This window comes from Amycolatopsis sp. NPDC005003 (genome assembly GCF_053600695.1).
Map to the genome: position 1 here is coordinate 19,157 of NZ_JBSGAI010000039.1, position 15,328 is coordinate 34,484.

The window sequence follows — 15,328 nt, forward strand, 5'->3', positions numbered from 1 at the left end:
CGCCGCCGGCCCCAGCGAAAGGTGTTCCATGTCTGCCCCTGCCGTCCTCTCCCGCCGCGAGTTCACCGTCGGCGGCCTGCTGCTCGCCGCCGGCCTCGCCGCCGGGTGCGGCGGGCCGTCCGGCTCCTCGGCCGCGGACCGCACGCTGCGCATCGGCCAGTACTGGCCGCCGACCAGCCTCGACCCGGCGAAGGCCGGCGGCGAGTCCCAGTTCTTCCTGCAGCCCGCCTACGACCCGCTGATCTACCGGGCCGCCGACGGCAGCTACCAGCCCCGGCTCGCCACCGCGTGGCGCTACCTCGGCACCGGCAACACCGCCTTCGAACTCACCCTGCGGGACGGGGTGAGCTTCAGCGACGGCAGCCCGCTGACCGCGGAGAGCCTCAAGACCAGCATCGAGCACTTCCGCCGGTCGGCGGGCCAGGCGGCGGCGTTCCTCGCCCCGATCGCCACGATGACGGCGACCGGCCCGCTGGTGCTGCGGCTGACGCTGAACCAGCCGCACCCGCTGCTGCCGTCGCTGTTCACCCAGGACTTCCTCGCCGGCAACGTGATCAGCCCGGCCGGGGCCGCCGCGCCCGCGGACCTCGCCACCCGCACCTTCGGGGCCGGGCCGTACGTCCTGCTGCCCGGGGAGACCGTCGCGAACGACCACTACACCTACGGCCCCAACCCGAAGTACTTCAACGCGGCGGGCCGGTTCTACGACAAGATCACCATCAAGGTGCTGCCCAACGAGAACACCGCCCTCGCCGCGTTGAAGACCGGCCAGGTCGACGTCGTCGCCGGCAGCTACGCCATCGCCGGCGGCGCGAAGGCGGCCGGCTTCGCGATCGCCTCGAGCCCGGCCATCGTGATGGGCCTGCAGCTCAACGACCGGGCCGGCACGCTCTGCCCGCCGCTCGCCGACGTGCGGGTGCGGCAGGCGCTCAACTACGCGGTGGACCGCGCCAAGATCACCGCGGCCCTGCTCGGCGAGTACGGCGTCCCGGTCGACCAGCCCTCGGCGCCCGGGCAGGACGGCTACAGCGAACAACCCTTCTACACCCACGATCCCGGCCGGGCCCGGCGGTTGCTGGCCGACGCCGGGCACGGCGGCGGGTTCGCGCTGCCGGTCGTGATCCCGTCGGCCCCGGGGTTCCCCGGCGACCTGGCCCAGGCCATCGCGTCGGACCTGCAGCAGGTCGGCGTCACGCTGCGGATCACGGCGAAGGAACCCGCGGCCGCCAACACCGCGCTCACCGAGTTCCCCGCCTCCACCATGGGCTGGGGCGTGCTGCCCGCCTACTTCATGGGCCGGGGGCTCTGGCTGAAGGACGCCATCGGGATGAACCCCTTCCACAGCAGCGATCCCGAACTGGAGAGCCTCGACCGGCAGGCCGCGGCCGCCGACGACACGACCCGGCCCGGCCTCGACCGGCGGATCGTCCGGCGCGTGGTCGAGCTGGGCTGGTTCCTGCCGGTGTGCCTGAGCCCGGGCCTGCTGTTCTACCGCGACACCGTCGACGTCGCCCCGGTACCCGGCAAGCCGTTCCCCAGCGTCGCCGCCTGGCACCCGGCCGGCCGCGCATGACCGACGCGGATCCGGTGTTCCCACCGGGCTTCCGGTGGGGCGTCGCCACGGCCGCCTTCCAGATCGAGGGCGCCTGGAACGCCGACGGGAAGGGACCGTCCACCTGGGACACCCGGGCCCACCGCCCGGGCGGGCTGGCCGGCGGCGCCACCGGCGACGTCGCCTGCGACCACTACCACCGGCTCACCGAGGACCTCGACCTGATGACCGGGCTCGGGATCGGCAGCTACCGGTTCTCGGTGTCGTGGCCGCGCGTGCAGCCCCTCGGCCGCGGCCGCTGGAACGGCGGCGGGCTGGCCTTCTACGACCGGCTGCTCGACGGGCTGCTGGCGCGGGCGATCGAGCCGATGCTGACGATCTACCACTGGGACCACCCCCAGCCGATCGAGGACGCCGGCGGCTGGGCCGACCGGGACACCGCGGCCCGGTTCGCCGACTACGCCGAAGGACTGGCCGTCCGGTTCGGCGACCGCGTCCGGCACTGGCTCACGCTCAACGAGCCGCTGTCGGTGATGCACGCGGAGATGTCCGGCCTGCCGAAGGACTCCGCGCGCTGCCACGGGGTGCGGGTGGCCCACCACCTGATGCTCGGGCACGGGCTGGCCGTCCCGCGCCTGCGGGCCCACGTGCCCGGCGCCGAGATCGGGATCAGCCTCAACCTGGCCGGGACGACCCCGGCCACCCGGCGGCAAGAGGACGTCGCCGCGGCCGCCCGGGCCGAGGCCTACGAGGACCGCCTGTTCCTCGATCCCCTGCAGCGCGGGGACTACCCGCACCTCGACGGCCGGCCGGTGATCGAGGCGCCGGCGACCGACCGCGCGCTCATCGCGGCCCCGCTCGACTTCGTCGGGGTCAACTGGTATGCCCCGGCGCGGGTCGCCGCGTCGGACGCCGGCGTGTTCGGCTACACCCGGGTGCCGGTCCCCGGCGCGGACACGAACCTGCTCGGCTGGCCGGTGGTGCCGGACGAGCTCGGCGCGCTGCTGACGTGGCTGCGCACGCACTACCCGGACCTGCCGCCGGTCCAGATCACCGAGAACGGGTACCCGGACGCGGACGAACCGGACGGCACCGGCGCGGTGCCGGATCCGCGGCGCATCGCCTACCTGCGGGCCTGCCTGCGGCAGGTCCGCGCCGCCCTCGACGCGGGCTCGGACATCCGCGGCTACCACGTCTGGTCGCTGCTGGACAACCTCGAATGGGAGCACGGCTACCGCCCGCGCTTCGGGCTGGTGCACGTCGACTTCGCGACGCTCGCCCGCACCCCCAAGGCGTCCTACCGGTGGTACCGGGAGCTCGTCGCGGCCCAGCCCGCCGACGGGGAGGAGGCGGGGACATGCTCCGGCTGATCGCGCACCGCCTGGTCGTGTCGGTGGCGCTCGTCTTCGTCGTTTCCCTGCTGGCGTTCCTGCTGCAGTCGGCCGCTCCCGGCGACCTCGCCCGGGCGATCCTCGGCCAGAACTTCAGCGTCGCGGCCCACGAGCAGCTGCGTCACCAGCTCGGCCTCGACCAGCCCGTCCTCGTGCAGTACGGGCAGTGGCTCCGGGACGCGCTGCGCGGCGACCTCGGCACGTCGCCGGTCAGCGGGCTTCCGGTGGCGGGCGAAATCGCCGGACGGCTGCCGGTCACGCTCTCGCTCATCGGCTGCGCGACGGCGGTGACCGCGTTCGCCGGTGTCGCGCTCGGCGTGGTCAGTGCCGTGCGCGGCGGCCGGATCGGCCGGGTCGTCGACGTGCTCTCGCTGGTCGGCTACGCGCTGCCGAGCTTCTGGTTCGCGCTGACGATGGTGACGCTCTTCGCGGTCACCGTCCGGCTGCTGCCGGCCACCGGGTACGTCGCGCTCGGCGCGTCGCCCGCGGGGTGGGCGCGCAGCCTGGTGCTGCCGGTCGCGACCCTGGCGCTGCCCGGCATCGCCGTGTTCGCGAAGCAGACGCGGGACGCGATGCTGGAAGCGCTCTCCCGGGACTACGTGACGGCGCTGCGGGCCCACGGCGTCCCGGAGACGTCGGTGGTGCTGCGCCACGCGCTGCGCAACGCGGCGATCCCGGTGGTGACCCTGGTGGGGCTGACGTTCATCGGGCTGCTCAGCGGCACGGTGTTCGTGGAGTCGGTCTTCGCCATGCCGGGCCTGGGCGGCCTCGCCGTCCAGGCCACCTCCCTGCACGACATCCGGATGATCCAGGGCGTGGTGGTGGTGTTCACGGTGATCGTCGTGGTGGTCAACCTGGTGGTGGACCTGGCCTACGGCCGGCTCAACCCGAAGGCGAGGGTCCGGTGACCGCGGGCATCGAGGAGTTCGTCGCCCGGGGCACCCGGCCCGGACGGCGGTGGCTCGCCGCGTTCCGCCGCCCGCTCGCGCTGCTGCCGCTGGGGTACCTCGCGCTGCTGGTGGCCGGTTCGGTGCTGGCGCCCGTCCTCGCGCCGTACAGCCCGGTCGCGACCGACCTGGACCACGTGCTCGCCAGCCCGGGTCCGGCGCACCCGCTCGGCACCGACGCGCTGGGCCGGGACGTGCTCACGCGGCTGATGTACGGCGGGCAGATCAGCCTGCTGCACGCCGCGATCGTCGTCGTCACGGTGGTCGGGGCCGGCGTCACCGGCGGGGTACTGGCCGGGTACCTCGGCGGCTGGTTCGACCGGGCGTTCACCTGGGTCGTCGACGTGCTGCTCGCCATCCCGGTCCTGATGACGCTGCTGGTGGTGCTGGCCGTCGTGGGCGAGCACCAGACCGTCGTGATGATCGCGCTCGGCGTGCTCGTCTCGCCCGGGCTCGCGCGGGTGGTCCGGGGCGCCACGCTGGCCGTGCGCAAGGAGCTGTACGTCGCCGCCGCGCGGGTGTGCGGGCTGCCGCACCGCCGGATCGTGGCGGCGCACGTGCTGCCGCGGATCGCCGGCCCGGTCATCGTCCAGGTGTCGCTGCTGGCCGGGGGCGCGCTGCTGATCGACGCCGGGCTCAGCTACCTGGGGTTCGGCGCCCAGCCGCCGGATCCCACCTGGGGCGACATGATCGCGCAGGCGGCGTCGGTGATCGACCGCCAGCCGTGGCTGCTGGTGCCGCCCGGGGTCGTGCTGGGCCTGGCGATCCTCGCCTTCGGCCTGCTCGGCGACGTCGTCCGCGACGCGACCGCCGACCACGAGGGGCCGTTGCGCGACCGCCTGCACCGTGCGCACCGGGCGGCCCCGCCGGCATTGACACCGCGGAAGGAGCCGACCACGGCGCTGCTGTCCCTGCGGGGCGCCGAGGTGACGTTGTCCGGTGGGCGGGTCGTCGTGACGGACCTCGACCTCGACGTCGGCCACGGCGAAACCGTCGCGCTGGTCGGGGAATCCGGCTGCGGCAAGTCGATCACCGGGCGGGCGATCCTCGACCTGCTCCCGGCGGGCGGCGCGGTCACCGCCGGGAGCCTCCGGTTCGACGGCGCGGACCTGGCACTGGCCGGGCCGCGGGCGATCCGCCGGCTGCGCGGCTCGCGGATCGCGCTGATCTCGCAGGACCCGGTGGCGGCCCTCGACCCGGTGTTCACGGTGGCGCACCAGCTGGGCGAGCTGGTCCGGCTGCGCCACTGCGGATCGCGGGCCTCGGTGCGCGAGCGCACGCTCGCTCTGCTGCGCGACGTCAACCTGCCGGAGGCGGTCGCCCGCCGCTACCCGCACGAGTTGTCCGGCGGCATGGCCCAGCGCGTCGCGATCGCCATGGCACTGGCCGGGGAGCCGAGCCTGCTCATCGCCGACGAGCCGACGACCGCGCTCGACGCCGCCGTGCAGGAGGAGGTGCTGGGCCTGCTCGCGCGGCTGCAGGCCGAACGCGGGATGGCGATCCTGCTCATCACCCACGACTGGGCGGTGGTGTCGGAGTTCTGCCGGCGGGCCTACGTCATGTACGCCGGGCAGATCGTCGAGACGGGCCTGGTCGGCGATCTGCTGGCGCAGCCTCGCCACCCGTACACCGAGGGCCTGCTCGGTGCGTTGCCCGGCCGGGCACGGCCCGGCTCGCGGCTGGCCGCGATCCCCGGGTCGGTCCCGGATCCCGCGCACTGGCCGCGGGGCTGCCACTTCGCGCCGCGGTGCCCGCTGGCGACCCCCGAGTGCACCGCGGCGCCGGTCCCGGTGTCCGAACCCGCCGCCGGGCACCGCACCCGGTGCCGCCACCACGCCAAGCTCGCCCCGGGAGGGGAACGTGCCTCTGCTTGAACCCCACGGCCACCACCCGGGCACCACACCCGATGGGGCCACCACGCCGAACCCGCGCCACGATGCCGACGCGCCGCTGCTCGAACTGCAGGACCTCGCCGTCGGCTACCGGCCGCACCACCCTGTGGTGGCCGGGGTGAACCTCGCCCTCCGGCCGGGGGAAACGCTCGGGCTGCTGGGCGCGTCGGGGTCGGGGAAGTCGACGATCGGGCACGCGGTCGTCGGCCTGGTCCGGCCCACCGGCGGGCGGATCCTGTTCCGCGGCGAGGACATCACGCACGCGGGCCCCCGGCGGCGGCGGGCGCTGAGCCGGCACCTGCAGATCGTCTTCCAGGACCCGCACGGCTCGCTGAACCCGTCCCGCACGATCGGCAGCACGCTCGCCGAGCCGCTGCGGGTGGTCCACCGCCTGCCACGCCGGGCGGCCGGGCGGAAGGTCGCCGAAGCCCTGACCCGGGTCGGCCTGTCCCCCGCGGTGGCGGCCCGGTACCCCGGTTCGTTCTCCGGCGGGCAGCTGCAGCGCATCGCCATCGCCCGGGCGCTGGTCCCGGAGCCGGACCTGGTGGTCTGCGACGAGCCGACCAGCGCGCTCGACCTGTCGGTGCAGGCCCAGATCCTCAACCTGCTGCTGGACCTGCAGCAGCAGCTCGGCCTCGGCTACCTGTTCATCTCCCACGACGCGGACGTGGTGCGCTTCTTCTGCCACCGCACGGTTCTCCTGCGCGACGGCCACCTCACCGAGCCGACTCCGACGCAGCGGTGAGCGCCTCCAGCACCTTGACCGCGTGCCCGACCCCGTCCTCCGCCCGGATCGACTCCGCCAGCTCCGCCGCCCGCGCCGGCATACTTCCGGAGACCGCCTCGCCGATCGCCCGGGCCAGCCCGGCCGCGGTCAGCTCGCGCAGCGGCTGCGGCCGCGGGGCCACGCCGAGCGCGAAGAGCCGTCGGCCGAAGAAGGGCTGGTCGAACATGAACGGGCAGACCACCTGCGGCCGCCCGGCCGCCAGCGCCGCCCCGGTCGTGCCCGCGCCGCCGTGGTGGACGATCGCCGCCATGCGGGGGAACAGCCAGTCGTGCGGGGCCTGCGTCAGGCAGAACACCTTGTCTCCCAAGCCGTCCGGGAGGATCGCGCCGCGGCCCAGCGCCACCACCGCGCGCAGCCCCGTCGCGCGCAGGGCGGCCGCCACGATCGCGCCGGTGCGGGCCGGGTCGCTGCCCACCATGCTGCCGAAGCCCAGGTAGACCGGCGGGTCGCCGGCCGCGAGGAAGCCGGCCAGGTCCGCCGGCGGCGTCCACGGGGACGGCGGCAGGAAGAAGAACCCGGGCGTGTGCACCGATTCCGCGTACCACGCCCGCGGCGGCAGCAGGTGCCTGCTGAAGGCCTGCACCACCGGGGCCGGCGTGCCGTCGGGCCGCCGGAGCGGGTCGTGGGCGAAGCGGCGGCGGGGCAGGCCCAGCCCCTCCCGGCGGAACCGCGCGGGGCTCCCGGTCAGGGCTCGCACGAACGTCCTGGTCGTCGCGTACGACGCCCGGTTGAGCGTGGCGGGCAGCGGAAACGGGAACAGCGGGTCGGGCAGCGACGGCGTCGGCACCCAGAACGGCTGCAGGCACACCGGGACGGCCGGGACGCCGAGCAGTTCGGCGATCGCGTGCCCCGGCACGTTGACCTGGTGCACGACCAGGTCGACGCCGTCGGTCGCGGCCGGTGTCCGGGCGAGCGCCGCGAGGTCCACGAACACCCGGGCCATCGCCGCCCGGTTGCGGCGCAGCAGCCGCAGGAACAGCCGTTTCCCGCGCAGGCCGCGGAAGTTCCGCTCGACGGCCTCCCACGCCGCCCGGTCGTCTACCAGCTTGTTCGTCCCGTCGTCGAGCGGGATCACCCGGGCGCAGTACGGCTCGCCCACCCCGGCCGACGACGCCGGCGCGGCCAGCACCGCTTCGTGCCCGGCCCCGGTCAGCGCCGCACCGAGCGCGGCGAACGGCTGGACGTCGCCGCGGCTGCCGTGGGTCAGCAACAGCACCTTCACGAAATCCCTCCCTAGGCCGACGCGCCGACGATCAGCAGCTGTTCGTGCAGTTCCCGGACGAGCCGGTCGACGTCGCCGCGGGTGAAGAACCGCTCGGTGAAGATGTGCAGCACGGTCAGCCGGTCCCGGTAGGTCGAGACGTAGTAGCCGGGGAAGAACGTGTCGCCGACGGTGTCGAGGATGTGCAGCTCGGTGAACGCGACCCCGGGCGGCGCCGGGAACTCCGCCACCACCCCGAGGTTGCTGATCAGCGCGTAGGACAGGTTGCGCCCGAGGGCGTCCGCCATCGGCGCCGCCTCCCGCACCCCTTCCGGGCCGGCGAGCACCTCGTCCATCCGGGCCTTGACCTCGCGGCCGACGAGGACCGGGCTCAGCCGCGGCGAAACGGCCGTTTCGGCCACGTAGGACATCATGAAGTTGGTCGTCTCGAGCTCACCCACCGGCGGGTCGACGCGCCGCCGGAAGTCCACCGGCGACACGCAGTACATCGGCACGCTCTCCCGGCCGCCGGCCAGCACGCGCTGGGCGAGCAGGATCGCGCCGGAGACCAGGCCGTGCACCGTGGTCTCGTACCGCCGCGCCGCGCGTTTGAGCCACTGCGTCTCCTCGACGCCCAGCCGCAGGTACCCGCTGTGCAGGCCGGCGATACCGGCCGTCGGCTCGGGCGGGGTCGCGGAGTGGAACAGCCGCCGGTCGTACGGGATGAGGCCGAGCCGTTCGTGGAAGAGCGCGGCGGGCGGCGCGGGCAGGGCGGTGCCCGGCTCGCACACCGGCTCCTCCCCCGCCGCGAGCGCCGCGAACACCCGCAGCAGCTCGCGGAAGGTGCCGAGCCAGGCGTTGGCGTCGGTGATCGAGTGGTCCGTGCGCAGGGCGACGTACCCGTGCGCAGGGCCCCGGACCAGCACGAGGTCGGCGACCCCGGCGGTGGCGTCCCACGGCAGCGCGGTGATCCGCGCCAGTGCGTCGGGCCCGTCCTCGAGGACGATCAGCTCCGGCTCGTGGTCCGGGTCGACGGCGAGCACGGCCTCCGGCGAGCTCCCGCGGACCCGGGCCCGCAGGACGGGGTGCACCGCGCACAGCTGCCGGAACGCGCGGGCGAGCACGTCGGTGTCGAGGTCGCCCTCGTACTCCGCGGCCATGATCACCACCCGGTCGAGGTGGGCCAGTTCCAGGTAGTTCAGCGGACGTTCGAGCCCGGTCAGGTCCATTTCCACTCCCGCGTGAAGAACTGCGTGCCGTTGACGAGCACTTCGGCCGTGACCGCGGCGTCCGCGGCCCCCATGTCGATGCCGGCCCGGACGACGACCCGGTCGCCGTCCGGGGTTTCGGCGGTCTTCTCCCCGGTCGCCGTCATCCGCGTCCCCGCCGGGTCGTGTTCCGGCACGCCGAGGTCCACCCGGGTGGTCATCGCGAGGAAGTCCCGGCCGGCCCCGGGGAGCCGGAGGCGGTCCCGCTTCTCGACGGTCAGCCGGACCGCCGAGCGGAGGTGGTCGCGGGCGATCTCCCACCGGTCGCGGTCCGGACCGGCCGGGCCGCGCCGGGCCGCCGGCGGGACGGACACCTCGGTGAGCGCCTCGGGATCGGCGGCGGGCAGGGTCAGCGTCGTGGCTTGGTGGCCGGCGTACTCCTCGGCGGCCAAGCCGACGTAGTCGCCGTGCCCGCGGATCACGCGGACGCCGAGCAGCCCGGGTTCCGCGGCCGGCCACAGCCGCGGGATGTCGGCCTCCGCCACCACCAGCCGCACCCGGTGGCCCGCGGCGACCTGGTAGCACGTCGGGTCCAGCTGCACCTGGACGACGTCCTCCCGCCGGGCCAGGTGCACGGTGCCCGACGAGACGAGCAGCGACCGGTCCTGCTCGTCGACGTCGGTCACCTTGAGCACGCACCGGGTCGCGGTGGTGCCGGGCCCCAGCAGCAGCCGCACCGAGGGACGGCCGGCGATCAGCAGCGGTTCCGGCAGCGGCGCGCTGGTGAAGGCGAGGGTGCGGGCGTCGTCGTCGTGCTGGTCGAGCGGGTAGCCGAACCGGTCGGTGGGGTGTTTCGTGAGGCCGCTGAGCGCGCCGACGGTCGGGTCGCCGCGGCCGGTGACCGTGGCCGCCCCCGACGGGCGGCCGCCCGGAGCCGACCGGTACAGGTGCCCGGAGCGGGAGGCGACGAAGACGTGGTCGGCCTTCTTCTCCGGCGGCCACTGCCCGGCCCGCACCCAGCGCGCGCCCGCGCCCTGCACGAAGAACGTCGCGGTCCGCTCGCGGGTGCCCGCGCGCGGCGCCCGGCCGTGCAGCCACCGGTCCCACCACTCGCAGGCGAGCACTGCCGACGGGAACGGCGCCACCGGCGCGACGTCCGGGAAGGTGTGCAGCCACGGTCCGGCGATCAGCTGCTTGGGGCCGCGGATCTGCTGGTAGGCGGCGATCATCCCGTCGCAGAACAGGTCGCGCCAGCCGGCGACGCACAGGGACGGCACGGTGATCCGCCGCGCGTCGATCCGGCGCTCGGCCCACACCGCGTGGCCCGGCGGGTGGGCCCAGGCGTCGGCGAACCAGGGTTCGAACTTCTCCAGCCGTTCCTTCCAGAGGCTTTCGTAGTTCTCCCGGTCCTCGGCGCGCAGCGGCGGCAGCAGCGCGCAGAAGATGTTGTACAGGCTCAGGTGCCCGAACATCCCGATCCCGCCGCGCTGGCCGGCCGGGTGCACCAGGTCGCGCTCGACGTCGGTCCAGCCCATCACCGGGAAGATCGCCTTCAGCGCGGGCGGCCGCTGCGCGGCGACGGCCAGCGTCGTCAGGCCGCCGTGGGACAGGCCCCACATGCCGACCCGGCCGGTGCACCACGGCTGCGCGGCGGCCCATTCCACCACCGACACGCCGTCCGCGACCTCGCCCGGGCTGAGCAGCGGCCGCGGCGTCCCTTCCGACGTCCCGATGCCGAAGCAGTCCACGTACAGCACCGCGTAGCCGCGTTCGGCGAAGTACCGCAGGTACCGGCTCGCCGAGACGCCGCCGAGGCCGTCCTTCCGTCCGGTGTGGAGGGTCACCAGCGCCGGCACGCGGTACCCGGTCTTCGGCAGGTAGAGGTCGGCGCCCAGGGTGAGGCCCGGTTCGCTCGACGGGATGCGGACGTCGCCGCGGAACTCGACTTGGTGGCGGGGCGGACGGGACCGCGGCACCCGCGCCGGGGGCCGGCTCACCGCGGCTCCGCCGGCTTGCGCGGGCGGGTCCAGCGCAGCGTGGCCCCGCCCCAGCTCATGCCGCCGCCGAACGCCACGAGCAGGACCACGTCGTCGTCGAACAGCCGTCCGGAGCGGACGGCGTCGTCGAGGGTGATCGGGACGGACGCCGCGGCGGTGTTGCCGTAGCGCTCGATCGTCAGGTGCATCTGGTCCGGCCGCAGGTCGAGGGTTCTGGCCAGGTCCTGCAGCATCCGGCCGTTCGCCTGGTGCGGCACGATGAGGTCGACCTCGGACACGTCGAGCTCCGCCGCCTTCGCGACGTCGACGACGAGGTCGGGCAGCACCCGGCCGGCGAGTTCCCGGACCTGCCTGCCGCGCATGGCGAAGAAGTGCTCGCCCGCGGCGAGGGTGGCCGCGCTCGCCGGCCGCCTGCTGCCGCCGCCGGGCACGGTGACGAAGTCCGCCGTCGTCCCGTCCGTGCCCAGCGCGGTCGACAGCAGCCCGCGGCCGCCGCCGCGCTTGCCGACCACGACCGCGCCGGCGCCGTCGCCGAAGAGCACGCAGGTCCGGCGGTCCTCGTAGTTCAGGATGCGCGAGTAGGTGTCCGCGCCGATGACGAGGGCGTTGCGGGGCAAGGGATCGGCGTCGAGCAGGGCGTGCGCGGTGACCAGCGCGTAGACGAATCCGCTGCACACGGAGTCGACGTCGAAGGCCGCCGCGCGCATCGCCCCGAGGTTGGCCTGGACGGTGCAGGCGGTGGCCGGCATCGGCTGGTCGGGGGTCGAGGTGGCGACGATCAGCAGGTCGATGTCGGTGGCGGCGAGGCCGGCGGCCCGCAGCGCGTGTTCGGCGGCCCGGGTGGCCAGGTCGGACGTCGCCTCCTCCGGCGCCGCGACCCGGCGTTCGGTGATGCCGGTCTTGTCGAAGATCCACTGGTCGCCGAGGCCCAGGCGGCGGCCGAGTTCGACACTGGTCAGCACGGTCTCCGGCAGGTACGAGCCGGTTCCGAGAATGGCGGTGTTCATGGGCGCCCTTCTATTCCGCGAGTTTCGTCCGGTCGCACCAGACGAAGACGGCGCCGTCTTCCGGTACTCCGCGGGGGTTTTCCTGGGGGACGAAGTGCTCGTAACCGGCCCGGAACGGGATCTTCAGCCGGTCGCCGTCGAGTTCGACGCAGCGGACCAGCACGGTCTCGGGCATTCCGTCGGGTGCTCCCTTCAAGGTCACTTTCACGGTCGGCTCGGCAGAGCCCATGGCCGTTTTCACCTCTCCGTCATCCGACGCGCCGGTGGTAGGCGCGGATCGCCAGGGGGAAGAACACGAGCAGCACACCCGCCGACCAGGCCAGCGCCCCGGCGAGCGGGCCGGCGACGGGCCCGCCGCTCAGCAGGCCGCGCACGGCGTCGGCGAGCAGGCTGACCGGGTTGACGCCCGACCAGGCGCGCAGCCAGCCGGGCATCGTCGCGGCCGGGACGAAGACGCTGCTCGCGAACACCAGCGGCAGGAACAGCGCGACGGCGGTGCCCTGCACCGCGTCGCGGTCGCGCAGCACCATGCCGAGGAACACGGTGATCCAGCAGAAACACAGGCCGGCGGCGACCAGGACGGCCGTCGCGGCCAGCACTTCCGGCACGCCGGTCCGGACGCGGTAGCCGAGGACGGTCCCGGCCGCCAGCAGCACCGCGACGGCGACCGCGTACCGGACCGCGCCGGCCAGCACCGCCCCGGTCAGCGGGGCCGAGCGGGCGATCGGCATGCTCCGGAAGCGGTCGAACACGCCGCTGCCCGCGTCGGTGTTCAGCCCCACCCCGGCCGACAGCGTCGCCATCAGCACGGTCGGCACCATCAGCCCGGGTACGAAGTCGCGGAGGTACGCGCCGGGGCTGCCGGCGATCGCGCCACCGAACAGGAACCCGAACATGACCAGGAACAGCAGCGGCTGCACGGTCACGTCGACCAGGTGCCCGGGGTTGCGGCGGATCTTGAGCACCCCGCGCCCGGCCAGCACCAGCCCGTGCCGCACGGCTTCCGCGAACGCCACCCGGCCGCTCACCCGGCGCTCCCGTCGCGCGCCGCGGGCACGTCCGCGTCGGCGGATCTCCCGGTCAGGGCCAGGAACACCTCGTCGAGGCTCGGCAGCCGCAGGCCCAGTTCCGTCACCGCCAGCCCGGCCTGGTCGAGCTTGCGGACCAAAGTGGACAGCACCATCGGGTCGGCGGCCGGTGCGGTCAGCAGGCCGGTGCCGGCGTGCCGGGCGGGCGTGGTGCCGGTCAGCCTGCCGAGCACGCGGGCGGTCGAATCGACGTCCCGTGCCAGCGCCGGCCGCACCTGCACGGTGCAGCCGCCGACCCGGCGCTTGAGCTCGTCGGGGGTGCCGTCGGCGACCACGCGGCCGGCGTCGAACACCGTGACGCGGTCGGCGAGCCGGTCGGCCTCCTCCAGGTACTGCGTGGTGAGCAGCACGGTGACCCCGTCGGCCACCAGCTCCCGCACCACCTGCCACAGCTCCCGCCGGACGTGCGGGTCGAGCCCGGTCGTGGGCTCGTCGAGGCAGAGCACCCGCGGCCGGCCGATCAGGCTGGCCGCGAGGTCGAGCCGGCGGCGCAGGCCGCCGGAGTACGTCGACGCGGGCCGGGCGGCCACCGCCGCGAGCTCGAAGCGCTCGAGCAGCTCCGCCGCCCGGTCCCGCGCCGCGGGGCGGGACAACCCCAGCAGGCGGCCGAACAGCACCAGGTTTTCCGTGCCCGTCAGGTCCCCGTCGACGGACGCGTACTGGCCGGTGAGCCCGAGCAGCGCGCGAACCCGCGCCGGTTCGCGCGTCACGTCGAAGCCCCCGACGCGGACCACGCCGCTGTCCGGCCGCAGGAGCGTGGCCAGGACCCGCACCATGGTCGTCTTCCCGGCGCCGTTCGGCCCGAGCACGCCGACCACCGTGCCTGCCTCGACGGCGAACCCGACCCGGTCGAGCGCGGCGGTCCGCCCGAACCGTTTGACCAGGTTCTCCACCCGGATCATCGGCGGCACTTTCCCTCCTTCACGCGTACTCTTCTCCGGCTGGGGAAGGAATCCCTCCGATTCCCGCCCGTGCTCCATGATCGGCCCGGGCGGCACACCGGCGAAATCCGAAAACCGAACCATTCTTCCCGGATCGCCGAATGTGGTGCCGGACACAAAAAAAGGTGCCGCCCGCTCGCGCGGACGGCACCCGATCGGCGCACCCGGAATACCGGGTGCCCATTTCAACTGCGCAGGGTTTGCGACGGGCGTTCCCCGAATCGCTGCCGGTACCGGGCGGCGAAGTGGCCGGCGTGCAGGAAACCCCATTCCGCGGCCACCTCGGTCACCGTGACGGCGTCGGACTGCGCGGCCCGGAGCTGATCGCGGACCCCGCGGAGGCGGATCTCGCGCAGGTACTCCATCGGTCCCATCTTGAGGTGCTTGCGGAACCCCAGCTGCAGCGACCGCTCGGTGACGTCGGCCTCGCGCGCCAGGCTCGCCGTCGTGTGCTGCCACTTGGGGTGGTTGTCGATCCACTCCAGCGCGATGCTCACCGCGCGGGTCGGCGCGGCCGGGACCTCGCCGTCGAGCATCCTGGTGTAGTTGCTGGGCTGGCCCAGCAGCAGCGCGGTGGCCAGCGTGCGCTCGAACATCTCCGCGACCGCCCGCCGCTCGATCAGCGACCCCGGGCGCTCGAGCTCGGTGATCAGCATCCGCAGGCCGTGCAGCCAGCTCCGGCCGTCGCCGGCCCCGACCGGCATCGCGGAGGCGAACCGCAACGGCTTGCGCAGCGGGGCGCCGAGCAGTTCGCTGAGGCGGGCCTCCAGGCCGCTCCGCTCGAGCCGCACGACCAGCTGCGCGCAGTCGCCCGGCCAGCGCAGCGCCACCGGATCCGCCGGGGAGAGCACCGCGGCGTTCGCGGTGGTCAGCCGGACCCGGTCGGTGCCGCAGCGCACCTCGGCTTCGCCGGCCAGCGGGATCAGCACCGTGAAGAACGATTCCGCGGGCGCGGATCCGACCGACACGGTTCCGCCGTAGTGCAGTGCGCTGACCGACAGATCGCGCAATCGCGCGTAGTGCATTCGCGCGTCGAGCCGCGAATCGGCACCGAGCACCCGGAGGGTGTGCGGCGCCCAGACCCGGCTCACTTCGTCGCGCACATGATTCGGGTCACGAGAACGGAAGAGCTCGTAACGCGCAAGCGGCAATCCCCACGCGGAGCCGTCTTCCCTGGACAACACCGACCTCCGTCCACTATTCAGCGAATTGGTCTCCGGCCGGAAGCCGCGCCGTCGCGCCTTCCCCGGGCATCCGGGCGCGGGCGGCCGGGGCCGCGAATGCGGGACCGCGCCGGCCGGCGATCATCGTATGGGG

General features: G+C 74.4%; 13 protein-coding genes. 5 read left to right on the forward strand and 8 right to left on the reverse strand.

Features of this window, described 5'->3' with window-relative positions; translation table 11 throughout:
* The first annotated feature begins 28 nt into the window (after window positions 1-28).
* From ACWED2_RS35340 to ACWED2_RS35360, 5 genes are read left to right on the forward strand one after another with little or no spacing between them, the layout of a single operon-like run.
* Entirely contained in the window at window positions 29-1,573 is a 1,545-nt protein-coding gene (locus tag ACWED2_RS35340) for an ABC transporter substrate-binding protein (protein WP_449694864.1), read from the forward strand.
* Window positions 1,570-2,922, forward strand: coding sequence for a GH1 family beta-glucosidase (locus ACWED2_RS35345; protein WP_449694865.1), 1,353 nt, complete (start codon window positions 1,570-1,572; stop codon window positions 2,920-2,922). Before ACWED2_RS35340 ends, ACWED2_RS35345 begins: the two co-directional genes overlap by 4 nt.
* On the forward strand, window positions 2,910-3,851 hold the full coding sequence (locus ACWED2_RS35350; RefSeq protein WP_449694866.1) for an ABC transporter permease: 942 nt from the start codon (window positions 2,910-2,912) through the stop codon (window positions 3,849-3,851). Before ACWED2_RS35345 ends, ACWED2_RS35350 begins: the two co-directional genes overlap by 13 nt.
* Window positions 3,848-5,764: a dipeptide/oligopeptide/nickel ABC transporter permease/ATP-binding protein gene (locus tag ACWED2_RS35355; RefSeq protein ID WP_449694867.1), complete on the forward strand. Its 1,917-nt coding sequence runs from the start codon at window positions 3,848-3,850 to the stop codon at window positions 5,762-5,764. The genes ACWED2_RS35350 and ACWED2_RS35355 overlap by 4 nt, the downstream gene beginning before the upstream one ends.
* A complete protein-coding gene (locus tag ACWED2_RS35360; RefSeq protein ID WP_449694868.1) occupies window positions 5,751-6,527 on the forward strand; it encodes an ABC transporter ATP-binding protein in 777 nt (258 codons plus the stop codon). Before ACWED2_RS35355 ends, ACWED2_RS35360 begins: the two co-directional genes overlap by 14 nt.
* On the opposite strand, the gene ACWED2_RS35365 is transcribed toward ACWED2_RS35360, so the two are convergent.
* The 8 genes from ACWED2_RS35365 to ACWED2_RS35400 all read right to left on the reverse strand — a co-directional run bounded on the left by ACWED2_RS35365 (window position 6,499) and on the right by ACWED2_RS35400 (window position 15,114).
* Window positions 6,499-7,791, reverse strand: coding sequence for a glycosyltransferase (locus ACWED2_RS35365; protein ID WP_449694869.1), 1,293 nt, complete (start codon window positions 7,789-7,791; stop codon window positions 6,499-6,501). The two genes, ACWED2_RS35360 and ACWED2_RS35365, sit on opposite strands and share 29 nt — an antisense overlap.
* Window positions 7,792-7,802: 11 nt before the next feature.
* The gene (locus ACWED2_RS35370) at window positions 7,803-8,999 is read right to left on the reverse strand and encodes a phthiocerol/phthiodiolone dimycocerosyl transferase family protein (protein ID WP_449694870.1); all 1,197 of its coding nucleotides are present in this window, start codon (window positions 8,997-8,999) and stop codon (window positions 7,803-7,805) included.
* Window positions 8,990-10,975, reverse strand: coding sequence for a CocE/NonD family hydrolase (locus tag ACWED2_RS35375; protein WP_449694871.1), 1,986 nt, complete (start codon window positions 10,973-10,975; stop codon window positions 8,990-8,992). The genes ACWED2_RS35370 and ACWED2_RS35375 overlap by 10 nt, the downstream gene beginning before the upstream one ends.
* Window positions 10,972-11,982, reverse strand: coding sequence for a 3-oxoacyl-ACP synthase III family protein (locus tag ACWED2_RS35380; protein WP_449694872.1), 1,011 nt, complete (start codon window positions 11,980-11,982; stop codon window positions 10,972-10,974). The genes ACWED2_RS35375 and ACWED2_RS35380 overlap by 4 nt, the downstream gene beginning before the upstream one ends.
* Before the next feature lie 10 nt (window positions 11,983-11,992).
* Window positions 11,993-12,211, reverse strand: a complete 219-nt coding sequence (locus ACWED2_RS35385) for a DUF5988 family protein (protein WP_449694873.1) — start codon at window positions 12,209-12,211, stop codon at window positions 11,993-11,995.
* A 19-nt stretch (window positions 12,212-12,230) separates the two neighbouring features.
* A complete protein-coding gene (locus tag ACWED2_RS35390; protein WP_449694874.1) occupies window positions 12,231-13,010 on the reverse strand; it encodes an ABC transporter permease in 780 nt (259 codons plus the stop codon).
* On the reverse strand, window positions 13,007-13,972 hold the full coding sequence (locus ACWED2_RS35395; RefSeq protein WP_449694937.1) for an ATP-binding cassette domain-containing protein: 966 nt from the start codon (window positions 13,970-13,972) through the stop codon (window positions 13,007-13,009). Before ACWED2_RS35395 ends, ACWED2_RS35390 begins: the two co-directional genes overlap by 4 nt.
* A gap of 224 nt (window positions 13,973-14,196) precedes the next feature.
* On the reverse strand, window positions 14,197-15,114 hold the full coding sequence (locus tag ACWED2_RS35400; protein WP_449694875.1) for an AraC family transcriptional regulator: 918 nt from the start codon (window positions 15,112-15,114) through the stop codon (window positions 14,197-14,199).
* Window positions 15,115-15,328: the final 214 nt, after the last annotated feature.

Excerpts from the sequence above, each read along its gene's own strand:
- ACWED2_RS35340 (WP_449694864.1), top strand. The coding sequence starts at position 29 with ATGTCTGCCCCTGCCGTCCTCTCCCGCCGCGAGTTCACCGTCGGCGGC.
- ACWED2_RS35345 (WP_449694865.1), top strand. The coding sequence starts at position 1,570 with ATGACCGACGCGGATCCGGTGTTCCCACCGGGCTTCCGGTGGGGCGTC.
- ACWED2_RS35350 (WP_449694866.1), top strand. The coding sequence starts at position 2,910 with ATGCTCCGGCTGATCGCGCACCGCCTGGTCGTGTCGGTGGCGCTCGTC.
- ACWED2_RS35370 (WP_449694870.1), bottom strand. The coding sequence starts at position 8,999 with ATGGACCTGACCGGGCTCGAACGTCCGCTGAACTACCTGGAACTGGCC.
- ACWED2_RS35380 (WP_449694872.1), bottom strand. The coding sequence starts at position 11,982 with ATGAACACCGCCATTCTCGGAACCGGCTCGTACCTGCCGGAGACCGTG.
- ACWED2_RS35385 (WP_449694873.1), bottom strand. The coding sequence starts at position 12,211 with ATGGGCTCTGCCGAGCCGACCGTGAAAGTGACCTTGAAGGGAGCACCC.
- ACWED2_RS35395 (WP_449694937.1), bottom strand. The coding sequence starts at position 13,972 with ATGATCCGGGTGGAGAACCTGGTCAAACGGTTCGGGCGGACCGCCGCG.